Genomic DNA, 22,165 nt, shown 5'->3' with positions numbered 1-22,165 from the left:
GGCTCTATAACCTTTTGAGTCGGAGCCACGGTCTGCCAAACGGGGGGCAGAAAACTCGCTAGGATGGGGCCTAATCAAAGCTGGGCCGCATGTATGCGCACCACCTTGTCGGCCTGGCCTGCATCATGAAATTGCGGGGGAGTGCCATGCCACTGCTCCAACAAGCGCGCTTTCTGCTGTTGGGCGTGCGCCAGATAGCGCTCTTTGACTGCGCCATAGCCACGTACGGCATCCGGTAGCTTGGCCAACTGCACGGCAGTGTCGAGCTTGTCAGGTGTGAGCCCGGACAGCAGTTCCTCAAGGATTTGTTCGTAGTTACGTAGCCACTCGCGTTCGACCTTGCGCTCATGGGTGTAGGCGAACGGGTCGAGCCACGTGTTACGTATGCCCTTCAGCTTGGCAAGCAGCTTGAAGCCTTTGAGCATCCAGGGACCGTAACTGCGCTTGGCCGGCGCGACACCGGGACCCGCTTTGTTGAGCAGTGGCGGGGCAAGATGAAAGCGCAGGTTATAATCGCCCTCGAAGGTTGCCTCGATCTTCTTGAGGAACTCGCCGTGAGTGAACAGACGAGCGACTTCATACTCGTCTTTGATCGCCAAGACCTTGAAGTAGTATCGGGCCACCGCTTCGGTCAGCTCGCCGGGCTTGCCCGACAAAGCGCGTTCCGCGGCGCTGAACTGTTCGACTCGACTCAGGTAGCGATTGCCGTACTCTGCGTTTTGGTACGCAGTGAGATACTCGACGCGCCGCGCGACGGCTTCTTCCAGGCTCTGGGATATTTGCCTGTCAGGGTTGACCACCTTCCCTGCTTCAAGATTGTCTCGTACGCGTTGCAGGTCCACTGCGGCGCGACGCCCCCAGGTGAAGGCACTGCGGTTGAACGCCACGGCAGTACCATTGAGTTCGATGGCTTCAAGCAATGCAGCTTCACCCACCGGCAGCCAACCCTTTTGATAGGCATAGCCGAGCATAAAGGTATTGGTCGCAATCGAATCGCCCATTAGCGCTGTCGCAATATCGCTGGCATCGATAAAGGTGGCGTGGCTGTCACCGACAGCCTCCCGAATCTGTGAGGCCATCCCTTGGCTACGAAACTGTGGGTCAGGATGGGCCGTTAGGTCACCGCTTTCGGCTTGCTGCGCGAAGGTTCGGATAAAAGCGCTGGTGATGCTTTCCTCGCTATTGATCAGCGCATAGGTGACACCCTGGCGGACTTTGGCGAGAGTCTCGGTATTGGCGCTGACTACCAGATCGCAGCCCAGCAACAAACTGGCCTCACCTTCTGCGATGCGTGGAGCGAACAGTTGATCCTGGTGCGCGGCGATGCGGATATGTGACCAGACCGCGCCGCCTTTTTGCGCCATGCCGGCCATATCAAGGTTCAGCGCACCTTTGCCCTCGATAAAAGCCGCCATGCCGAGGAGTGCGCCGATGGTGACCACCCCGGTGCCGCCTACGCCGGTGACCAAGATGCTGTAGGGCTCATCCAGACTCATAGTCGGAGGGGCTGGAAGATCCCATCGGTCCTCTGGGTGTTCTGCCATAGCCTTGGGCTTGCGCAGGTTACCGCCTTCGACTGTGACGAAACTCGGGCAAAAGCCGGACAGACAAGTGAAATCCTTGTTGCAGGATGACTGGTCGATCTCGCGTTTGCGGCCGAACTCTGTTTCTACCGCGACCACGGACATGCAGTTGGATTTGCTGCTGCAGTCGCCGCAGCCTTCGCAGACGGCTTCGTTGATTACGACCCGGCGTGCCGGGTCGGGAAACTTGCCGCGCTTGCGGCGGCGGCGTTTCTCGGCGGCGCAGGTCTGGTCGTAGATGATTGCTGACACGCCAGGAAACTCGCGTAGTTCCTTCTGCACCTCTTGAATCTGGTCGCGGCGCAGGACCGGCACGCCGGGCGCCAGGTCGTGCACATCCCGGTACCTGTCCGGGTCGTCACTGACCACCACGATGCACTGCACGCCTTCGGCGGCGAGCTGGCGGGAAATCTGCGACACGGTCAGGCTCCCGTCCACCGGCTGGCCGCCGGTCATCGCCACCGCATCGTTGTAGAGGATCTTGTAGGTGATCGGCACCTTGGCCGCCACGGCCGCGCGGATGGCCAGCAGGCCGGAGTGGAAGTAGGTACCGTCGCCGAGATTGGCGAACACGTGGCGGGTTTCGGTGAATGGCGCCTGGCCGACCCAGGCCACGCCTTCGCCGCCCATCTGGCTGAAGGTTTCGGTCCGCGGGTAGATCCAGGCGGCCATGTAGTGGCAGCCGATGCCGGCTAGCGCGCGGCTGCCTTCCGGCACTTTGGTGGAGGTATTGTGCGGGCAGCCGGAGCAGTAGTGCGGCACGCGGTCCATTAGGTTGCTGAACTGCTGCTTGCAGCCGAGCTGGGCCTTCAGCACCCCCAGTCGCGCCTGCAGCGGCCCATGCGGATGCAGGTGCAGGATGCGCTTGGCCAGGGCGCGGGCGATCTGCGTCGGAGTCAGGTCGTTGATCGCGGGTAGTAGCCAGTCGGTGTGCGGCAGGCTCCACTCACCCTTGTCATCGAACTTGCCGACGATGCGCGGGCGCACGTCCTCGCGCCAGTTGTAGAGTTCCTCCTTGAGCTGATACTCGATCATGTGGCGCTTTTCCTCGACCACCACGATTTCCTCCAGCCCTTCAGCGAACTGGCGCACGCCCTCAGCTTCCAGCGGCCAGACCATGCCCACCTTGTATACCCGTATGCCAATTCGTTCGGCCATCTCCTGGTCGATGCTGAGCATGTCCAGCGCCTGGCAGACATCCAGGTAGGATTTGCCGGAGGTGATGATGCCGATGCGCGCATTCCGTGAGTCGAGAGTCACGCGGTTCAGACCGTTGGCGCGGGCATAGGCGGCGGCGGCGTACAGCTTGTGCTCCAGCAGGCGCTGCTCTTGAGCCAGCGGCGGGTCCGGCCAGCGAATGTTGAGGCCGCCCTCCGGCAGATCGAAATCGGGAATGACCGGCTGCACGCGGTTGATGTCGAGATCGACGATGGCCGCGCTTTCCACGGTGTCGGCCACCGCCTTGAGCGCCACCCAGCAACCGGAGTAGCGCGACATGGCGAAGCCGTGCAGGCCATAGTCGAGATATTCCTGTACGCCGGATGGTGCCAGTACCGGCATCATCACGGCCTTGAAAATGTGCTCGGTCTGGTGCGGCAGCGAGGAGGAGCGGGCGCCGTGGTCATCGCCGGCGATAGCCAGCACGCCGCCGAACTTCGAGGTGCCGGCGGCGTTGGCGTGGCGGAACACGTCGCCGCAGCGGTCCACGCCGGGGCCTTTGCCGTACCACATGCCGAACACGCCGTCGTACTTGGCGCCGGGGAACAGGTTGACCTGCTGAGTGCCCCATAGCGAGGTGGCCGCGAGGTCCTCGTTGACCCCCGGTTGGAACCTAACATGGTTCTGCTTGAGGTGGTCGCGGGCTTTCCACAGCGCCTGGTCGAAGCCGCCTAGCGGCGAACCGCGGTAGCCGGAGATGAAGCCGGCAGTGTCGAGACCGTTGATGAGGTCGCGCTGGCGCTGCATCAGGGGCAGGCGCACCAGTGCCTGGATGCCGGTCATCAGGGCTTTCCCGGTTTGCTGGACGTACTTGTCTTCCAGCGAGGGCGATGTGCTCATGGCTAACCTCCAATTGTTCTTCGATGCGACCAACCTGTGGGCGCCGCATTTTTCTTTGAACAGATTATTGGTTAGTGTTTAGATATCGTTAAGCAATAAAAATTAGTCTTAGGTATCTGTTTATCAAATACCTCGGTGGTCACCCTGCTGTATTTCGGCGATAGCCTTTTGCATTTCGGCGATAGCCCGATTCGTTGTCTCCGCCTCCGTCCTTCCGTTTACTCGTTTTGCGGTCCCGCTGAGAGGGAGCGCCAGCAGCGGCTGAAAACAACAACAACGAGCGAGACGGAGATTTCTGATGTCGAGTGCCAACCTGATCGGCGGCCGTTTGGTAATTGGCTTGGCGGCGGCCCTGGCCTGTGGCGGTGTGCTCCAGGCGAAGGAGTTCGGGACCGGGAATCCAGACCTGAGCCTGCGCTGGGACAATACGCTGCGCTACAACTTGGGGGTACGGGCCGAGGAGCGGGAGCGCGCGCTGGCCAACAACGCTACCTATGACGAGTCCGACTCCAAGTTCGACCGTGGAGATGTGGTGACCAACCGCCTCGACCTGATGAGCGAGTTCGAGCTGGCCTACCAGCAGTACCACGGCTTCCGTATCAGCGCCGCGGCCTGGTACGACCAAGCTTACGCGGATGGCGACGTGGAGACCGGCGAGGGCAACGTCTTCTACCCCGGCGCCTTTCCAGGGCCGAGCACGCCGAGCTACCGGGGGGGCGAGTACTCTGGTTTTACCAAGCGCTATCACCGGGGCGTCAGCGGCGAACTGCTGGATGCCTTCGCCTTCACCCGTTTCAACCTCGGTGACGTACCAGTCAGCCTGCGCGCCGGCCGGCACACGGTCTACTGGGGCAGCGGGTTGCTGATCGCCGGCCACGCCATTTCCTACTCGCAGGCTCCGCTCGACGGTCGCAAGGCGGTGAGCAACCCCGGCACTGAGACGCGCGAGATATTCCTGCCGCTGACCCAGCTCTCAGCCCAGGCACATGTGACCGATAGGCTGTCGGTCGCCGCCCAGCACTTCTTCGAATGGGACACCACACGCGCGCGAGAAGGCGGCACCTACCTGGCCTCGGCCGACATCGCCCTGGAAGGGCCGAACCAGTTGCCGGTCGCGCCTGGCTTCGTGCGGCCTCTGATCGATCCGCTGACTCCGGGCGACAGCAGCAACTGGGGGGTGATGGGCACCTATAGTCTCGATTTCCTGCACTCTGATATCGGCCTGTACTACCGCGAATTCGACGATTACAACCCGTGGGGCCTGCAGGTGGGTGGCAACTTCGCCCGCTACGTGTATGCCGACAACGTCAGGCTCTATGGCCTGAGCTGGTCGGCCGGGCCGGTGCTGGGGGGCGGCTCGGTAGGGGTGGATCTGTCCTATCGGCAGAACACTTCGCTGGTCTCGAGCAATTTCAGTTCCGTGGATAACCAAGGGGCGCGTGGCGACACTTGGCACCTGGTGGTCAACGGCCTCTGGCTGCTTCCACGCACGGACTTCTTCGACACCGGTAACTTCATCGCCGAAATGGCCTACAGCCACGTGCAACGCGTGACCGACCGCAAGGAGCTGTTCAAGGGCGAAGGCTACTCCGGCTGTCCGACTGGACAGGACAAAGAGTGGGGCTGTGCCACGCGCAACTATGTTGGTGTCGCCTTCAGCTTCGCGCCGCAGTGGCTGGGAGTGTTTCCGGGCTGGAACATCTCCGCGCCCATGAGCTTTGACTACGGCGTGTCGGGCAATGCCGCCACCGGCGGCGGCAGCGAGGGTAAGTACAGCTACAAGATCGGCATCAAGGGCACGCTGGATGAGCGTTATGACGTGACCCTGGCCTACATCGGCTACGGCAGCTCTCGCAAATACGCCGACATCCCCAGCGTGGGCAAGACGGTGGTCGGCGGTGCCGGCGACATCGGGCTGTCCGATCGCAACTGGATCTCGCTAACCCTGAGCACCGCGTTCTGATCCGCTGCCGGCTTCGCGGCCGGTGCGACACCACGGTACTGCGCTTGTGACGAAGACGCGCGGCGCGCTCGCCTGGTGTTTCCCAAGACCATGACTGGAGATTTCCATGCAACCGAACATCTACACTACGGGGCTCCTTGCCATCGTACTGGCCGGCCCGGCTCTGGCCGAAGGCAGCGATTTGCCAAGCGATCTCGGCGGCAAGCTGACGCGTTTTGGTGCCATTGCCGCCGGCAATGCGGAGGGCACCATCGCTCCCTATGACGGGGGCCTCAAGGTGCCGGCCGGAATGCAACCCGGTGACGGCAGTTGGCCCAACCCGTTCGAGGGTGAGAAACCTCGGCTGCGGATCACTGCGGCCAATGCTGATCAGTATGCCGAACAGCTATCCGCAGGGCAGATGAGGCTGCTCAAGCAGCTCCCGGATACCTATTTCATGGATATCTAAACATCCCCGATGCCCTGGGCATGTCCTTGCCGCAAGCCGCGGACATCGTCGCCCTGGCCCTGCGGGAACTGCCCAACGGACCGACCCTGATCCACCCGCAAGACGTCGACATAACCGGCTTCGGGCAGCCACCTGGGTCAGCGCGGCGCGAGCACGTGATCGCCCAGAGCGCCGAGGCGGCGGTTTTCATCGGCAACGACTGACGCACTTATCACGGGAGCGACGAGACTTGAGTATGAAGGGTTTCAATAACGCGGAATTCAAGCGTGGCTGGCACGTGCTGATCCTGGCCGTGGTCGGGGTGGCCACCAGCTCCAGCTCGCTGCTGCTTTACAGCTTCAGCTCTATGATCATCCCGCTGGAGGGGGCCATGGGCTGGGCGCGCAGCGACCTGCAGGCGGCTATTACCGCCCTGTCACTGGGCACGATCGTCGGCGCGCAACTGGCTGGCTGGCTCAACCTCCGCTACGGCCTGCGCGTCGTCACATTGGTGTCGCTGGTCGTACTGGCCCTGAGCGTCTTTATGCTGACTCGCATCGGCGGCTCGATCTGGACGCTCTATCTGGGGTTCTTCCTGGTGCCGTTGGCGGGCGTAGGCACCCTGCAAATCACCTGGTCGCACCTGGTCAACCTGTGGTTCGTGGAGAACCGCGGGCTGGCTCTGGCGATTATCCTTAGCGGCTCGGGCCTCGCGGCTATTGCCCTGCCGCTGATCACCACCTGGGCGGTCACGCGCTGGGGCTGGCAGGCCGGCTTCCTTGCGCTAGGCCTGCTGCCGGTGCTCTTCGCTCTGCCACTGGCGCTGCGTTGGCTGGAGCCTGTGGCGGCGACGCGCCGGGTCGCGGTGGAGGTAAGCGAGACGGTGCGGAGGTTGCCGGGCATCATGCTGAGAGATGCGCTGCGTTCCTGGCGCTTCTGGGTCTGCAACCTGTCCATGATCCTGGTGGTGGCCTGTGTGGTCGGCATGGTTACCAATATCGTGCCGCTGCTGCAGGACCGTGGACTGAGCGCCACCCAGGCCGGCCAGGTGTTCAGCAGCTTCGGCATTTCATTGATCCTTGGCCGCCTGGTAGTGGGCTATCTGATCGACCGACTGTGGGCTCCGGGGGGCTCTGCCCTGGCGCTGCTGATGCCGGCTTTCGCCTGCCTGATCTTCGCCTACGCCGAACCCGGGCTGCAGTGGTTCACCGTCGCCACGCTACTGGTGGGCATCGGCGCCGGTGCCGAGTTCGATATTGCCGCGTTCCTCATCGCACGCTATTTCGGCATGCGTGATTACGGTCGCCTGTTCGGCGTGCACTTGGGACTGGTCACCGCCGGTGCTGCCGCCGCGCCATTGCTGTTCGGCCAGTTGTTCGAGATCAGCGGCGGCTATGCCGGCATGCTCGGCTTCTGCTTCGTCTGCTTCCTGGCCGGCCCGCTGCTGCTAACGCTGGGCGGCTACCCGCTGTTCAGGCAGGGGGCGGCAGTGTCGCCTGGATAAAATACTGGACAAATAATAAAAATGTGTTCAATTAAATGACTTCCGAATTCATGCATAGAACAACAAGATGGAGGCCGTATGCGCGCTGCTGTGATTTCCGAACGCAATGCCCCGCCGGTGGTGGGCGATTTCCGTGAACCCGAGCCGCAGGACGGCGCGGTACTGATCGACGTGGACACCGCCGGCCTCGGCGGCTGGGATGTGCTGGGCGCCTATCGTCTGGGCGTGGAGTATCCCTGCGTGATCCGTGGCGAAGGAGTGGGCCGCGCGCCCGACGGCCGCCGCGTATATTTTGGCGAGCGCTCGGTCGCGCCGTTCGGAGCCTGGGCCGAGCGTACTCTGGTGCCCGCCGCCGAGGTGTGGGAGGTGCCGGACGAGGTGGACGACAAGACCGCTATCAGCATGGGCATCGCCGCCACCGGGGCCATCGTGCCGTTGGAGAAGGCTGCAATCCAGAAGGGCGAGAAGGTGTTGATCCTCGGCGCCACCGGCACCCTCGGCCAAATCGCCCTGCAACTGGCGCGCAATATGGGCGCTGGCAAGGTGGTGGGCGCGGCGCGCTCGGCTGAAGCGCTGATAAGCTTGAAGTCGCGCGGCATCGTCGACGAGGTGGTGACCCTGGGCGGCGCCGACGACGTAGCCGCACTGAAGGACGCCGCCGGCGGCGGCTTCGACGTGGTCCTTGATCTGGTCTGCGGCCAGCCGATGCTCACCGCGCTGAAGGCCACCAACTGGGGGGCGCGAATCATGACCATCGGCACCGGGGCGGGTCGGCAGGTCAACCTGGACATCGCGGACCTGCTGTTCCGCTCGTTGTCCTGCATCGGCACCGGCCAGCGTCCACCAGCAGAGCGCGAGCAGATCTGGCGGCGCCTGCTGAAAATCGCCAAGGAGCAGGACATCCAGGTCGACTATCTGGATTACACCCTGGACCAGGCCGCTGAAGCCTGGGCCGCCCAGGTGTCCGGCCCACACGCGAAGATCACGGCAAGCATCAGACGCTGAGCCAGATTGATGGGGGACCTTCCGCCGCTTACCCCGGTTTCGGCTGCGCAGACTTTTGTACACTGAGGCCGAAGCCGAACGATTACTTGACGTGTCAGGAGGGACGTCAACTGCTGCGCTGACGACGGAACTCCTCCGGCGTCAGCCCGACCTCCTTGCGAAAGGCCGCCGTGAAGGCTGCGGCGTTCTGGAAGCCGGCAGCATAGGCGACCTGCTTGATCAGCAGATGCTGGTCAGCGAGCAGCGCGATAGCTTTCCTGATCCGGATTTCCGCCGCGTAGCGGCGCAGGGTCTTGCCGGTGGTGTTCCGAAAACGGGTCGACAGCTTTCTCACCGACAGGGCGCAGGCATCGGCCAGCCGGTGCAGGGAAGTGTCCTCGTTCGGGCCGGCCTCCAATATCTCCCGCAGCAGATTGAGTTGGCGGGGGCCGAGTTTATTGGAATCCTCGTCGTCGTTCCGGTTGCCGAGGAATTCCCGGCGCAACTCCAGGGCGATGCTGGTCAGTAGGCATTCGGTATGCAACTCGCTGGCGAATCCCGGTGCGGCGACTTCTTCCGCCAGGCGTTGCAGGGTGCTCTGCAGGTACAGGCTCTGCAGGTTCAGCATGTTCTCGTCGGTGTGGCCATCCCAGTCCCAGTGATAGGCGGCCAGAGGGCCGAGGTCCGTAGGATCGAACAAGCAGATCAGCGCCTTTTGCTGGCAGGCGCCATGTTTGAGGTGGAATTCAGTACCATGAGGAATGAACAGAAGTTGGCCAAGTGGCTTGAATCGATGTGTGGCGTGTCCGCGGAAGCTGCCGAAATTATGCGATACGTCGTTGCACTCGAGGCCGGACGGCGTGAGTAGCATGCGTACCAGACAGCTTTTCCGGGTCTCGATCAGTGCTGTTCCCGCTCTGGACCACTGGGCGTGTTCCAGCCGGACGTCGAAACCTTTCTTGCTGAGCGAGGCTTCGGTCAGAAAGTCGCCCGAGTGTTCAGACTCGTACTCGCAATAATTGATCGCGTTCATTTTCAACCTTCAGCAATTCTTGTTCTTGGTGCTGAAATTCGAACGGTCGCGAAACCGCTGGGCATCCCGATTGCCGATACGCCGTTGACAGGAATCGCCACGAACACCTGAGTTTACCCAGCACGATCGCGAAGGCGATTCATAAAAACAAGAGGCAGGTATTAGGAAAGCAGATGGCGAAAGGCAAAGACATTTCCATGCGTCAGCTTCGCTACTTCGTGGCGGCGGCGGATGCCGGCCAGTTCTCCCAGGCTGCGCTCAAGGTGCATGTTTCACAGTCGGCGATCACCGCGGCGGTCCTGCAACTGGAGGAGAGCCTGGGTGTCAGCCTGTTCGAGCGCCTGCCCTATGGTGTGGCGCTGACCGCCGAGGGGCACAAGTTCGCCCAGCACGCACGGCACATCCTCGACACTCTGCAGGATGCCTTGAGTGAACCGCTGTTCCTAAGGCATGTGATGCAGGGCGAGGTGCGGGTCGGCGCCTCGTATACAGTGCTCGGCTACTTCCTGCCTTCTCTGCTGGCGCGCTTCAAGCGCAGCTACCCGCAGGTGGAGATCGACCTGATCGATATGGATCGCGAGACCATCGAGGCGGCGGTGGCCGATGGCCGACTCGACCTGGGACTGGCGATTATTTCCAACAGCCCGGACCTGTCCCGTTTCGAGCACCATGTGCTGATCCGATCGCGGCGCCAGCTCTGGCTGGCCAGCCAGCATCCGTTGATGACGGCGACCTCGGTCACCTTGGAGGATGTTGCCAGGCATGCCTACATCCTGGCGACGGTCGACGAGGGCGACGTATCCACCAGCCGATACTGGGATGCGCGCGGACTGGTGCCGGACGTGGCGTTCCGCACTTCCTCGATGGAGGCCCTGCGCGGCCTGGTGGCCCACGGTTTCGGCGTCACCATTCTCTCCGACATGCTCTACCGTGCCTGGTCTCTGGAAGGCAAGAAGATCGAGGCGCGTCCACTGGCCGACGCCATACCGCCCATGGAGCTCGGACTAATCTGGCGCCCCGGCGCAAGCCTGTCGGAGCCCGCCCAAGCGTTCCGGCAATTCCTGATTATGGCCTGCGCTTCCTAGGGGGCGTCGGCGTTTCAATCTTGGCCACGATGAGGCCTATCAGTAGGTGAAGCTTTTAGCCGAATAGGAGCGCGTAGCGCGCTCCTCGGGATGCCCCTAGTGCTCCTCCAGCTCGGCTTCGATGGCCTGGAGCAGACGGGGATCGTCCGCCGCCACGTCCGGTGCGAAGCGACCAATCACCTGCCCGTTACGGCTGACCAGGAACTTCTCGAAGTTCCACAGCACCGCCAGTTCTGACGTGGACTCTATGCCGTAACTCTTGAGGCGCTCGCGCATTGGGCCTTCGCCGATAGTGTGGGGTTGCGCCTCGGTCAGCAGCCGGTATAGCGGGTGGCGGTCTTCGCCGGTCACCGTGATCTTGGAGAACAGGGGAAACTGGACTGCGTAGTTCAGGCTGCAGAACGCCTTGATCTCCTCGTCGCTGCCCGGTTCCTGCTCTCTGAAGTCGTTGGCCGGAAAGCCCAGCACCTCAAGCCCGGTTTCACGCTTGTTCTCGTAGAGCTTCTCCAGGCCCTCGTACTGCGGGGTGAGCCCACACTTGGAGGCGACGTTCACCACCAGCAGCACCTTGCCCTTGAAGCGGTCGAGCGTCAGGGAAGCGCCTTCGATGGTCTTGAGCGGGATGTCGTAGATCGTCTGGGTCATGCTGTTTTGCACCTTGCGGATGTGGAAAAGGGGGAAGGTTGTCCCTCTCACGCGTTTTCGTTGCGCTTGCGAGCGGCTTCCGCAAAATCGCGCTTGAGGGTTGGGAAATAGGCGATCTGCCCACCCATTCCGCCGCTGATGTCAATGGAAGCGGCGCTGATGAAGCTGGCGTACTCACTGGCCAGGAACAGGGCCATGCCGGCGATGTCCTCGGGCTTGCCGAAGCGGCCGAGCGGCACCACCTTGAGAACCATCTCGTTGAACTCCTCGCGGCTCACGCCTGGGGGCATCTCCTTATAGTGGCGGTCCCACTGTCCGGTGTCGATCCAACCCATGTTCAGGCTGTTGACCAGGATGTTGTCCCTGGCGAGGGACATGCCCAGCGAGCGTGAGAGGGCGATGCAGGAAGCGCGGTTGATCACCGAGGGAATTCCGTCCGGGGTGGGGATGCTGCCGGCGAGGGCGTTGATTTCGATGATCCTGCCCCAGCGCTGTGCGCGCATGTGGGGGACCACCGCCTGGACGAAGCGGAAGTGGCCCATCTGCAGGATATTGGCGTGAGCAAGGATGTCCTCAGGCGTCAATGTATCAAGGTTGCCACCCTTGCCTTGGCCTGCATTGTTCACGAGCACATCGACGCCACCCCAGGCTTCTACCACTTCGTCGACGAAGCTTCTCACCCTGGCGGTGTCCGTTACGTCAACAGCGCGCGCGATGACGTCCAATGCGTAGTCTTCGAGGGACTTTCCCACCGCTGATATTGCGTCTTCGCTCCGGGCGCAAATGGCCACTCTCGCACCTTCTGCAGCAAATGCCTCAGCGATTGCTCGGCCGATGCCTCGTGAAGCGCCAGTTACGATTACTCGCTTCCCTCTGAGGTCAATGTTCATACGTTCTCCTTGCTAGTAGACGGGGTCGCCGCCCCAACGGCAGCGCTGATGCGGGTTTGGCTCGGGCGCTAGGCTGGCCACTCCCGGTCGCCATGGGAAGGCTTGTGTTGAACATAAAACAGCAATGTGTTTAATTTGTCGAGCCACGCATCAGTTTGGATGCATGCGTACCCAAGCAGAAGTGCACAAGGAGTGGGAGGGCAGTAACAATTCTGTATATGGAATTGCAATCTGTATCTGGAATTTGTGGGTTTTATCGGCTAGTCTAGGTTTCACGCAAAAAGGAACGGTTCCTCAGTTCCTGTGCAGATGGTCGATCTATTCCTTGGGCGTGCCTGGTCCGGAATGGAGTGGGTTTCCCTTTTAAGTAGCTGAAAATAAAAATAAAAGGACCTCAAATGAATGTGATGAAACAGCTGGGTGATGGGCCGTTTATACGCAGCAGTCTGGCTCTCGTAGTCATGGCGTGCAGCAGCGGGATCGCGGCGATGGAGTTCGATCTCGGAAATCCGGATCTGCGCCTGCGGTGGGACAACACGGTGCGCTACAACCTGGGCTTCCGAATGGAGGATCAGGACAAAAAGATCATGAACAATCCGAACTTCGATGAGTCCGACGGGAAGTTCGATAAAGGCGACATTGTTACCAATCGCCTCGATCTGTTGACCGAGCTCGACTTGTCCTATCGGCAGGATTTCGGTGGGCGTGTCAGCGCCGCCGGCTGGTATGACGACGCCTATCACAACCCTTCTGTGGAAAGTAACGTTCCCGGCTTCTCAACCAGCTACAACAGGGATCGCTACAGCTCTGAGGTGGAACGCTACACCAATGGCCCTTCTGGCGAGATCCTCGACGCGTTTCTCTGGACCAACTTCAGTCTCGGTGCGACTCCCGTCAACCTGAAGGCGGGTCGCCATGCAGTGTTTTGGGGTGAAGGCCTGCTGTTCGGGGCCCACGCAGTTTCCTATTCGCAGGCGCCGACGGATGGGGTCAAGGCCGTTACCAGTCCTGGTATCGAGACCAAGGAAGTCTTCCTGCCGATAGGTCAGGTTTCCGCCAAAGCCCAGGTAACCGATTCGTTGTCTGTCGCTGCCCAATATTTTTATGAGTGGGATAACACTCGTTTCCCTTACGGGGGGACCTTTTTCGGCGCTGCTGACCCTTTCTTCGAGGGGCCTGACCGACTGCCGGCCGCTCCGGGCTTCAACCTCAATCACGTATCGTCGAAGCGCGGCCGGGATGGCGAAAACTGGGGCCTTATGGCCAAGCTGAATGTGGAGTCGATTGAGACAACATTCGGGGCTTACTATCGACAGTTCGACGACTATCAACCTTGGCTTTCCCCTCAGATCAACTTGGCTTCGCGTGAGTACCGGCTCGTTTATCCTCGTGACGTAAAGCTTTACGGCCTGAGCTTCTCCAGGGCTATTGCCACTGTCGCAGTCGGGGCAGAGCTTTCGTATCGAAAGGACGGTGCGCTCAACGCCACGGGTGTGAGCCTTCTGGATGACGAGGGCCCGCGTGGTGACACCATTCATTTCGTGGCGAACGCTGTATATGGCGTACCGCGCAACTTCATTTCGGACAACGCCACTCTCGTGGCTGAGTTCGCGTACAGCCACTTGGACAAAGTGACCTCCCACGAAGAACTGTACAAAGGCGAAGGCTTTGCCGGCTGTACGGATCTCCGAACCCCCAGAATTCCTGGATCCGGCAACAAGTCCGATGGATGCTCGACTCGTGATTACTACGCCATTGCCGTGAATTACACGCCGCAGTACGTGGAAATTCTGCCGTCATGGACTCTGGATGTGCCGCTCACCGTGAATTACGGCCTGCATGGCAACGCCGCTAGCGCCGGCGGAGGTGCGGAGGGTGCTCTGTCCTGGTCCGTCGGAGCCAAGATGACCTATCGGCAGGAGCATGAGTTCAGCGTTCGCTACGCCGATACTTCAGCACAGGAGAAAAATGTTCTCAATGCCAACGGGGATAGGATGGTCAACGGCAATGGCAACGTCGGAGGTACGGACCGTGGCTGGCTGACCTTCACTTACAAAACCTCCTTTTAATAATTCCAAGAGCGGAGACTGGCTATGAAACTCCAACTCGCTTTGAGTCTTGCCTTAAGTGGACTGTCTGTATGTGCTTTTGCTGCGGTCAGTTCGGAAGAAGCTGCCGAACTGGGTAAATCGCTGACGCCTTGGGGAGCAATCCAGGCCGGCAATGCAGACGGGACGATTCCTGCCTATGAAGGCGGCCTCCGCCAGGCTCCGCCCGGTTTCAAGCCGGACAGCGGATTCTGGGTTGATCCGTTCAAGGACGAGAAGCCCCTGTTCCGGATCGATGCGAAAAATGCAGATCAGTACGCTGACAAGCTGAGTGAAGGTCAGAAGGCGTTGCTGAAGAAGAACCCGGACACCTGGTACATGGACGTCTATCCGAGCCACCGCACCACTGCCTATCCGCAGGAAGTGGTGGAGGCTACTTTGCGCAACGCTACCGGCTGCCAGGTTCAGAAGGACGGCTTGGCGGTTGATCCAGCCTGTCGTGGCGGCTTGCCGTTCCCGATACCCAAGAATGGCAACGAGGTGATCTGGAATCAGCAGCTGCGGTACAAGATCGGTCCCGGCTACTCCACCACTAAGTCGTCCAACAGTTGGGTGATCGACAGCAATGGTCAGGTAACCAAGACTGCGGAGCAGGCGACCTTCGAGGAAACCCCGTACTACCAGGTCAGTCTGTCTGATCGTGATCCGCTGATGTATGCCCGCGTGTTCTCTCTGAACAACTTTCCCGCGCGACGCTCTGGAGAGGTCATCGTTTTGAATGACTACCTCGACCCGACGTCCAAGCCGCGACGCTCTTTCAGCTACACCCCGGGTCAACGCCGGGTCAAGTTGGCTCCTGAGTTCGCGTTCGATACTCCGGTTGCCAGCCAGGGTGGCGTGACTCTCTTCGACGAGCTCCAGATGTTCTCCGGTAGCCAATCTCGCTTCGACTACAAGTTGGTTGGCCGTAAGGAAATGTACATTCCCTACAACGCCTACAAGTTTTACTTCGATTGCAAGCAGGACGAGCAGTTCCAAAAGAGCCACGCCAATCCAGCTTGCGAGCGTTGGGAGTTGCATCGTGTCTGGGTGGTCGAGGCCACACTCAAACCGGGTCAACGTCACGTCTACAGCAAACGCACCTACTACCTGGACGAAGACACTTTTGGCATCGGCCTGTATGACGCCTGGGACAAAAGCGGCGCGTTGTATCGCTCGATCTTCCTGAGTGGTGTGCAGCTGTACGACAAGAATATTCCCTACAGCGTGAAGAACGTCGTGTATGACTTCAATAAGGGGATGTGGGCGTTGCTTAACGATGCTCTGAAGGGAGGCTACTGGTTCTCAGGCAAGGCGTACAGCGAGCGTGAAATGAACCCGGAGGCGATTGTCTCGCGGGTAACCCAGCGCTGATATCTGTTGCTTGCCCGCGCTGACTGGGAGGTCCGTGTGGGCAGGTCAGCTGAAATGGGCCGCAAGGGCGCATCTTTGAGCGCCCGCTGCGTCCCACCCTGCGGTTGAGGATAAAAACAATGATTAGCCCGGGCCTTGACGTAATTCATTCGCTGTTCAGTCGTGCGATCGTGGGATTGCCCCGTCGATCGTTCAGCGCAGCGTTGTTGTTCTCACTACTGCTGCCTGTTTCCGTCTTTGCTGAGCAAGGCTCGGACGCCGATTCGTTACGGGCGCCTGCGCAGATTTTTGACTCGCGCCTGCCTGCGCCGGTGATAGGTATAGCCCGAGCTGGCAAAGCCTTAGTCAGCGTTGGGCCCCGCGGTCTTATCCAGCGCTCTGAGGATGGTGGCAAGTCCTGGCGGCAGATGCCCAGCCCGGTATCCAGCGATTTGGTCCAGGTGCGTTTCAGCGATGCGCTGAATGGATGGGTTGTTGGTCACGATTCCGTATTGCTACATACCACCGACGGCGGCACCAACTGGAAAGTTCAACTTGATGGACGCAGTGTGCTTGCACTGCTGCAAGACCAGTACAGCCGTCGCGCCAATGCAGGCGATCAAGTAGCCGACGACCTGCTTCGCGAAATCAATCTCGCGATGAGTACCTCAGCAACGCCCGATGTTATGGCCGCTCCTTTCCTCGATGTGCTGTTCGATGGTAACGGCAACGGTTTCGTGGTCGGTGCATTCGGCATGATCTTGCACAGCCGGGACGCTGGCGCGACCTGGGAGCCTTGGGTTGACCGCACCGCCAACGAACGACGCATGCACCTGTACGGATTGGCTGAGCGAGAAGGCGTCTTCTATGTCAGCGGGGAACAGGGCTTGTTGATGCGTCTTGATTCCCAGACACAGCGATTTGTGACTGTGGAAACCCCCTACACAGGAACCTATTTCGGCGTCAGGTCCTTCGAAGGCTTGCTGCTGGTGTATGGCCTGCGCGGCAATTTATTCGTCAGTCGAGACAACGCCCTGCACTGGCAAAAGATCGAGACCGGTCTGAAATCCAGCGTCGTCGATGTTGTGGAGCTGGGCAGTGAGTTGCTTGTCGCCAGCCAGAGCGGACAGATGGTGTTGCTCAATCAGCGCAACCTCGGCATCACCTCGCTGCAGTCGCCAGAGATCGGTGAAATTTACGCGGCGAGCTATTCCGACGAGGCCGGTATGTTGGTTGTGACTCAGTTCTCCGGCGCCAAGCTTGTCGACATCGCCAGCGCAGAGTGAGCCTGCCGTCGCGGACCTCCAAAGAGAATAAAGAAATGGTAGAGCAGAAATACAACAGCGGAATGCCGGTGGTTCCGGACCTCAAGGACTTTGACATGTCGTCCGGCGGGCTCTTTGAACGGGTGATCTTTAACAACCGCATTCTGGTGATCGTTGCCTGTTTGCTCGCTACGGTGGTGCTCGGTTTTTTCGCGACCCGACTGCAGGTCAATGCCAGTTTCGAGAAGATGATTCCGAGCTCCAGCCCTTACATCAAGAATTATCTGGCCTACAAGAGCGAGCTGCCGGGATTGGGCAATAGCATTCGCGTGGTGGTCGAGAACAAACAAGGTGATATCTACAACCCGGACTACCTGCTCGCCTTACAGAAAGTCAACGACACGCTCTATCTAATTCCCGGCGTCGACCGGTCGTGGATGAAGTCGTTGTGGATGCCCATCGTTCGCTGGAAAGAGGTGACGGAGGAGGGCATCGAGGGTGGTGCCGTGATGCCAGCCGACTACGACGGGAGCGAAGCCTCGATCAGTGCCTTGCGCCGTAATATTGCTCGCGCCGGCATCATCGGAGGCCTAGTGGCCAATGACGGCCGCTCCAGCATGATCGTCGCGCCACTGCTAGATACCAATCCTCAAACTGGGGAGCCGCTCAACTATGGTGAGTTCTCCAGGCAGCTTGAAGAACAGTTGCGCTCAATGGAGAGCGACAAGATTGGTATCCACATCGTCGGCTTCAGTAAGCTGGTTGGCGATCTGATCGACGGTCTCTACGCCGTCATGCTGTTCTTTGGCGCTTCTGTGATCATCGCCGCAGTGTTCGTCTATCTCTATACCCGCTGCCTGAGAAGTACTCTGCTGCTAGTCGGTATTGCCGTAGCAGGCGTGGTCTGGTTGCTCGGTCTGATGCAGTTGCTCGGATATGAACTAGACCCTTATTCGATTTTGGTGCCGTTCCTGATCTTCGCCATAGGCGTTTCCCATGGCACCCAGAAGATGAACGGGATCCTGCAGGACATCGGTCGCGGTACACACAAGTATGTCGCCGCGCGCTATACCTTTCGCCGCCTGTTCCTCACAGGGTTGACGGCCCTGCTGTGCAATATCGTTGGATTCGCGGTTCTGGTGATCATCGATATCCCAGTGATTCGTGATCTCGCGCTGACAACCAGTATTGGTGTGGCCGTGTTGATCTTCACCAAGCTGCTGCTTATTCCCGTGGCACTCTCCTATATCGGAGTAAGCAAAAAGGCTGCGCGCATCGCGATCGAGAAGGATCGCGCTGATGAGGAGAATCGCGGTTTCCTGGGGCATGTCTGGCATGGTCTCGATCGATTTACTGAACGCCGTTGGGCGACAGTAGTGATCGGACTATCTCTAATCGTTACTGCGGTTGGCAGCGTGGTCATGCTGGATCTCAAGGTTGGTGACCTCGATCCGGGTGCTCCGGAGCTACGCCCAGAATCACGCTATAACCGAGACAACGCCTACATTACCGCGCACTACGGGCTTTCCAGCGACCAGTTCGTAGTGATTATGAAAACCAACGAAGACAGCTGCCGTCTTTACCAGTCATTGCAAACAATGGACAAACTGGCTTGGCAGTTGCGTCAGACCGAAGGTGTACAGACCACTAACTCACTTGCTGAAACCGTGCGCTTCATCACTGCGGGGATGGCTGAGGGTAGTGGTAAGTGGCTGGCCATCAGTCGTGATCAGGCGATCACCAACTCGTCGGTGGATGCCGCAATGATTTCGGCACCAGGTATCACTAATCAGAAGTGCTCAGTGACTCCGCTTATTGCGTATCTGGCGGATCATAAGGCCGACACGCTTAACCGGGTGCTCAAGGTCACCGAAAATTTCGCCGCGCAACACAATACAGCCGCGGGATCTGAGCAGCCGCTGGAGTTCCTCCTGGCTGCCGGTAACGCCGGCATCGAGGCTGCGACCAACATTGAGGTTGAGAAGGGCATCGTCACCATGTATCTCGCGGTATACGGTGCCACGGCGCTGCTTTGCCTGCTGACCTTCCGCAGTTGGCGCGCCACTGTTGTCGCACTGATTCCGCTCCTTATGACCACAATTATCTGCAAGGCGCTAATGGTCTGGCTAGGTATTGGCTTGAAGGTGGCCACATTGCCAGTTATTGCAGTAGGCGTTGGAGTCGGTGTCGACTACGCGCTCTATTTGCTCAGCGTGCAGTTGGCTGTCCAAGAGCGTGGCGGCAGCCTGGCCGTGGCTTACCGGCGCTCGCTCGATTTTACGGGGAGGGTTGTGGCGCTCATTGGCCTGACTATGGCCGCGGGCGTCGTCACTTGGGCCTGGTCGCCCATCAAGTTCCAGGCCGACATGGGGATACTGCTGACCTTCATGTTCCTCTGGAACATGCTCGGGGCGCTGGTATTGATTCCCGCATTGTCCCACTTCCTGCTCAATCCCAAGACCAGTGCCGCCTCTCCCGAAACTACGCAAGGCGAGAAGGTCGCAGGCTCCTTGGAGCAGGGCAAGCGAGTGAATACCCAGGCCGTCATCGCACATTAGTAAACCAACGTACAGACGATGGCATCAGCCGATCTCGTTGGTCGGGCTTGTGCCGTGGCTAGCAATTGGAGGGAAGTCAGATGTTCGAATTATTGATGAGTGCCGACATGATGGTTCCGGATCCTGATGGGATGACGGAGAAGCTGGTAGACAAGCTCGGTGTCTACAAGCACGAGCGCTGGCGTCAGGCGTTCGATAACCATCCCTACATCGCGCACTTCCTGCGTGTGCATAAGTCATTAGCGGTAGCTCCGACACGTATTGAACCTCAGTGGCACCTCGATAAACCGAATCCCGGTGATCCGCTCTTCCACGACTTCCTGGAAAGCCTCAAGGACTACCAGGGACATCACCGGCCGATGATCACTCACTCCATTGTCCTTGCACTGCACCGTGAGAAGTTTGCCGTACTGGTGGACAAGCTGATGCGACGCCGTCTGCCGTTCCGCATGGCTCAGCGTACTCCGGAGATGCCCTTCGACCGCCTGTGGCTCGGTGCTACGCCGGAGAAGCCCTACTATCAGCCCTCGGTTGATGGCGGCCTGTGCATCGAGATCATGGAGACTGAGCCACTGCAGATGCCCCCGGAAACCTACGCCCTGCCACCGGCCCAGCCGCGGGACTTGGCGCCGGGTGGTATGGTACGGGTTACCGCCCGCGGCTTCCTGGTACGCGATCTGGATGAGACCTTGCGAAAGGTTTCCGCCAACCTCGACTGGGAACCCAGCGGCCCGGTAGAGCATCTGCGCGAAGAAGGCTATCGCCGTGCGCGCATGGGTTTCATGGTGGCCAACAGCGCGACCCTGGATGTGATCGAAGCGACTTACTGGAACACTGACGCTGGCCACTACCTGAACAATTGGGGACCGGGCCCGTACTACATCCGCATCGGCGTCAACGACCTGGCTGCCAAGGCCGAGGACCTGCGCGCGCGCGGTACTGCCTTTGAATGGATCGAGTCGTCTGAGGCGGTTGGAGGTAAGTCCTTGATCAAGATCGATCCGAAAGAATTGGACGGTCAGGTCATTGAGTTTGAGGAGTGCACCGCATGAGTGCCATCGATTCTCTTCCTCAGATCATCAACGAAGCGGTGCGCATTGAACGTGATGATGCGGTTGGGTGGATTGTGTTAACTCGCCCCGGGCAGATTAACGCGATTAACGATAGCGTCCGGCAGGGTGTACCTCAGGCTCTAGCGCAACTCGACAAAGATCCTCAGGTACGGGTCATTGTCATCCGTGGGGAAGGAGAGCGTGGGTTTTGCGCCGGCGCTGATATCAAAGAGCGTCGCAGTGTTGAATCTTCTCTGCAGGTCCGTCAGCGGATGGAAGGATCACGCTGGATCGAGTCGCTGGATTCGGTGGCCAAGCCCATCATCGCGGCGATCCACGGGTACTGTATGGGGGGCGGTCTGGAGCTGGCATTGGCCTGCGATATTCGTTTCGCCGCGCCGAATGCGATCTTTGCACTGCCAGAAACCGGACTTGGCCTGATTCCTGGTGGTGGTGGTACTCAGCGCCTATCGCGAGTCGTCGCGCCCGGACGGGCCCTGGACATGCTGCTGACTGGTGACCGGATGAATGCCGAGGAGGCGCGGCAGATTGGCTTGGTGAGCCGCTTGGCCGGCTCTGCGGAGTCCCTTCTCTCCGAAGTGGCTGCCTTCGCTTTGCGAATTGCCAGCAAGCCTCCGGCGGCCTCTGCATTCGTCAAGCAGGCGGCTCGCGCATCCTTGGAGATGGATCTGAAAAGCGGTCTGAACCTGGAGCTCGATCTGTTCGCTCTGTTGGCGCCGACCAAGGACGTGAAGGAAGCTGCGTTAGCATTCAGCGAGCGCCGTGAGCCGCGTTTCACCGGCGAATAGCATCTACTCCTCCTCAGTCACGAAAGAGAACAGTTTCATGAGTACAGGAAAGCTTGCGGGGCGGGTTGCCATAATCACAGGCTCCGGCGGCGGTCTGGGAGCCGAATGCGCTCGGGTACTAGCCTCACACGGGGCTAGCATTGCAGTGGTCGATATCAACGGCGATGCTGCGGAGTCAGTGGCGGAATCTTTGCGCTCGATAGGCAGTCAGGCACTGAGTATCCGTACCGATGTTTCATCGGAGGAAGACGTGCATGCGATGGTTGCGCGGGTCAAGGAGCGATTCGGTCGCATCGATGTATTGCACAACAACGCTGCGGTGCTGGACGCCGAGCAGCGCCAGCGCGACCGCGATCTCTGCAACCTCGACATGGTGGCATGGGATAGGGCAATGGCGGTTAACTTGCGTGGCGCGGTGCTATGCACCAAGCATGTAATTCCGGTGATGCTTGAGCAGAGCAAAGGCTCAGTGATCTTTGCTACGTCTGGTCTAGGTATGCAGGGTGATATGTCGTTGTCGGCGTATGCAACTTCGAAGGCCGCGCTGATGATGCTGCCGAAGCTGGTGGCAGCCCAGTACGGCAAACGCGGTATTCGTGGTAACGCCGTGCAGATCGGATTGGCGCCGCAGCACCCTTTGCCTGAGGCCTTACTGGACATCATGCGTGACAATCACTGTACGCCGGAGCTCGGCACCCCTCGGCAGATTGCTGACGTTGTGGCCTTTCTGGCCTCCGACGAGTCTTCGTTCGTCACCGGAACAACGCTTGTGGCCGACGGTGGCTTTAGCAGCCACACCCCTTCGCTAGTGGCGGTGCGCACGCTGTTCGAGCAGATGGGCCGCAATAGCATGTGATTGGCGGGGTGGT

General features: G+C 59.9%; 17 protein-coding genes. 13 read left to right on the top strand and 4 right to left on the bottom strand.

The window, feature by feature from the left end; translation table 11 throughout:
• Window positions 1-74: 74 nt before the first annotated feature.
• Window positions 75-3,641 carry an indolepyruvate ferredoxin oxidoreductase family protein gene (locus FFS60_RS16110; RefSeq protein ID WP_137822529.1) on the bottom strand — a complete coding sequence of 1,189 codons (3,567 nt, stop codon included), beginning with the start codon at window positions 3,639-3,641 and terminating at the stop codon, window positions 75-77.
• A 298-nt stretch (window positions 3,642-3,939) separates the two neighbouring features.
• Here FFS60_RS16110 and FFS60_RS16105 point away from each other — a divergent pair, with 298 nt between their 5' ends.
• From FFS60_RS16105 to FFS60_RS16085, 5 genes are all read left to right on the top strand, one after another.
• Window positions 3,940-5,604, top strand: coding sequence for a DUF1302 domain-containing protein (locus FFS60_RS16105; RefSeq protein ID WP_137822528.1), 1,665 nt, complete (start codon window positions 3,940-3,942; stop codon window positions 5,602-5,604).
• A 106-nt stretch (window positions 5,605-5,710) separates the two neighbouring features.
• Entirely contained in the window at window positions 5,711-6,052 is a 342-nt protein-coding gene (locus FFS60_RS16100) for a DUF1329 domain-containing protein (RefSeq protein WP_371926434.1), read from the top strand.
• 20 nt (window positions 6,053-6,072) lie between these two features.
• On the top strand, window positions 6,073-6,255 hold the full coding sequence (locus FFS60_RS16095) for a hypothetical protein (protein ID WP_256658098.1): 183 nt from the start codon (window positions 6,073-6,075) through the stop codon (window positions 6,253-6,255).
• Between the two features lie 32 nt (window positions 6,256-6,287).
• Complete coding sequence (locus tag FFS60_RS16090; RefSeq protein WP_137822527.1) at window positions 6,288-7,535, top strand: MFS transporter; 1,248 nt, start codon at window positions 6,288-6,290, stop codon at window positions 7,533-7,535.
• Between the two features lie 78 nt (window positions 7,536-7,613).
• Window positions 7,614-8,540, top strand: a complete 927-nt coding sequence (locus FFS60_RS16085; protein ID WP_137822526.1) for a zinc-binding dehydrogenase — start codon at window positions 7,614-7,616, stop codon at window positions 8,538-8,540.
• Between the two features lie 106 nt (window positions 8,541-8,646).
• On the opposite strand, the gene FFS60_RS16080 is transcribed toward FFS60_RS16085, so the two are convergent.
• Window positions 8,647-9,552: an AraC family transcriptional regulator gene (locus FFS60_RS16080; RefSeq protein ID WP_137822525.1), complete on the bottom strand. Its 906-nt coding sequence runs from the start codon at window positions 9,550-9,552 to the stop codon at window positions 8,647-8,649.
• 173 nt (window positions 9,553-9,725) lie between these two features.
• Here FFS60_RS16080 and FFS60_RS16075 point away from each other — a divergent pair, with 173 nt between their 5' ends.
• Window positions 9,726-10,637 (top strand): LysR family transcriptional regulator, encoded by a 912-nt coding sequence (locus FFS60_RS16075; RefSeq protein WP_137822524.1) that lies wholly within the window; start codon window positions 9,726-9,728, stop codon window positions 10,635-10,637.
• A gap of 96 nt (window positions 10,638-10,733) precedes the next feature.
• On the opposite strand, the gene FFS60_RS16070 is transcribed toward FFS60_RS16075, so the two are convergent.
• Window positions 10,734-11,282: a glutathione peroxidase gene (locus FFS60_RS16070; protein WP_137822523.1), complete on the bottom strand. Its 549-nt coding sequence runs from the start codon at window positions 11,280-11,282 to the stop codon at window positions 10,734-10,736.
• A gap of 47 nt (window positions 11,283-11,329) precedes the next feature.
• Entirely contained in the window at window positions 11,330-12,172 is an 843-nt protein-coding gene (locus FFS60_RS16065) for an SDR family oxidoreductase (protein WP_137822522.1), read from the bottom strand.
• A 398-nt stretch (window positions 12,173-12,570) separates the two neighbouring features.
• On the opposite strand from FFS60_RS16065, the gene FFS60_RS16060 reads away from it, so the two are divergent.
• From FFS60_RS16060 to FFS60_RS16030, 7 genes are all read left to right on the top strand, one after another.
• Window positions 12,571-14,241 carry a DUF1302 domain-containing protein gene (locus tag FFS60_RS16060; protein WP_137822521.1) on the top strand — a complete coding sequence of 557 codons (1,671 nt, stop codon included), beginning with the start codon at window positions 12,571-12,573 and terminating at the stop codon, window positions 14,239-14,241.
• 24 nt (window positions 14,242-14,265) lie between these two features.
• Window positions 14,266-15,633 (top strand): DUF1329 domain-containing protein, encoded by a 1,368-nt coding sequence (locus FFS60_RS16055; RefSeq protein WP_137822520.1) that lies wholly within the window; start codon window positions 14,266-14,268, stop codon window positions 15,631-15,633.
• Window positions 15,634-15,752: 119 nt separating this feature from the next.
• Entirely contained in the window at window positions 15,753-16,898 is a 1,146-nt protein-coding gene (locus FFS60_RS16050) for a YCF48-related protein (protein WP_137822519.1), read from the top strand.
• A 35-nt stretch (window positions 16,899-16,933) separates the two neighbouring features.
• Window positions 16,934-19,435, top strand: a complete 2,502-nt coding sequence (locus FFS60_RS16045; RefSeq protein WP_137822518.1) for an RND family transporter — start codon at window positions 16,934-16,936, stop codon at window positions 19,433-19,435.
• An 80-nt stretch (window positions 19,436-19,515) separates the two neighbouring features.
• Entirely contained in the window at window positions 19,516-20,487 is a 972-nt protein-coding gene (locus tag FFS60_RS16040; RefSeq protein ID WP_137822517.1) for a lactoylglutathione lyase, read from the top strand.
• Window positions 20,484-21,296, top strand: a complete 813-nt coding sequence (locus tag FFS60_RS16035) for an enoyl-CoA hydratase/isomerase family protein (protein ID WP_137822516.1) — start codon at window positions 20,484-20,486, stop codon at window positions 21,294-21,296. Before FFS60_RS16040 ends, FFS60_RS16035 begins: the two co-directional genes overlap by 4 nt.
• A gap of 37 nt (window positions 21,297-21,333) precedes the next feature.
• Window positions 21,334-22,152 carry an SDR family NAD(P)-dependent oxidoreductase gene (locus FFS60_RS16030; RefSeq protein ID WP_028628898.1) on the top strand — a complete coding sequence of 273 codons (819 nt, stop codon included), beginning with the start codon at window positions 21,334-21,336 and terminating at the stop codon, window positions 22,150-22,152.
• Window positions 22,153-22,165 lie beyond the last annotated feature (13 nt).

The organism is Pseudomonas sp. D(2018) (assembly GCF_005502555.1).
In the GTDB taxonomy this organism is placed as follows: domain Bacteria; phylum Pseudomonadota; class Gammaproteobacteria; order Pseudomonadales; family Pseudomonadaceae; genus Metapseudomonas; species Metapseudomonas resinovorans.
The sequence above is the reverse complement of the archived record's forward strand: the minus strand, read 5'-3'. Positions and strand labels throughout refer to the sequence as shown.

Bases quoted from the DNA above. Each gene is read 5' to 3' on its own strand.
- FFS60_RS16110 (WP_137822529.1), bottom strand. From the start codon at position 3,641: ATGAGCACATCGCCCTCGCTGGAAGACAAGTACGTCCAGCAAACCGGG.
- FFS60_RS16105 (WP_137822528.1), top strand. From the start codon at position 3,940: ATGTCGAGTGCCAACCTGATCGGCGGCCGTTTGGTAATTGGCTTGGCG.
- FFS60_RS16100 (WP_371926434.1), top strand. From the start codon at position 5,711: ATGCAACCGAACATCTACACTACGGGGCTCCTTGCCATCGTACTGGCC.
- FFS60_RS16095 (WP_256658098.1), top strand. From the start codon at position 6,073: ATGTCCTTGCCGCAAGCCGCGGACATCGTCGCCCTGGCCCTGCGGGAA.
- FFS60_RS16090 (WP_137822527.1), top strand. From the start codon at position 6,288: ATGAAGGGTTTCAATAACGCGGAATTCAAGCGTGGCTGGCACGTGCTG.
- FFS60_RS16085 (WP_137822526.1), top strand. From the start codon at position 7,614: ATGCGCGCTGCTGTGATTTCCGAACGCAATGCCCCGCCGGTGGTGGGC.
- FFS60_RS16080 (WP_137822525.1), bottom strand. From the start codon at position 9,552: ATGAACGCGATCAATTATTGCGAGTACGAGTCTGAACACTCGGGCGAC.
- FFS60_RS16075 (WP_137822524.1), top strand. From the start codon at position 9,726: ATGGCGAAAGGCAAAGACATTTCCATGCGTCAGCTTCGCTACTTCGTG.
- FFS60_RS16070 (WP_137822523.1), bottom strand. From the start codon at position 11,282: ATGACCCAGACGATCTACGACATCCCGCTCAAGACCATCGAAGGCGCT.
- FFS60_RS16065 (WP_137822522.1), bottom strand. From the start codon at position 12,172: ATGAACATTGACCTCAGAGGGAAGCGAGTAATCGTAACTGGCGCTTCA.
- FFS60_RS16060 (WP_137822521.1), top strand. From the start codon at position 12,571: ATGAATGTGATGAAACAGCTGGGTGATGGGCCGTTTATACGCAGCAGT.
- FFS60_RS16055 (WP_137822520.1), top strand. From the start codon at position 14,266: ATGAAACTCCAACTCGCTTTGAGTCTTGCCTTAAGTGGACTGTCTGTA.
- FFS60_RS16050 (WP_137822519.1), top strand. From the start codon at position 15,753: ATGATTAGCCCGGGCCTTGACGTAATTCATTCGCTGTTCAGTCGTGCG.
- FFS60_RS16045 (WP_137822518.1), top strand. From the start codon at position 16,934: ATGGTAGAGCAGAAATACAACAGCGGAATGCCGGTGGTTCCGGACCTC.
- FFS60_RS16040 (WP_137822517.1), top strand. From the start codon at position 19,516: ATGTTCGAATTATTGATGAGTGCCGACATGATGGTTCCGGATCCTGAT.
- FFS60_RS16035 (WP_137822516.1), top strand. From the start codon at position 20,484: ATGAGTGCCATCGATTCTCTTCCTCAGATCATCAACGAAGCGGTGCGC.
- FFS60_RS16030 (WP_028628898.1), top strand. From the start codon at position 21,334: ATGAGTACAGGAAAGCTTGCGGGGCGGGTTGCCATAATCACAGGCTCC.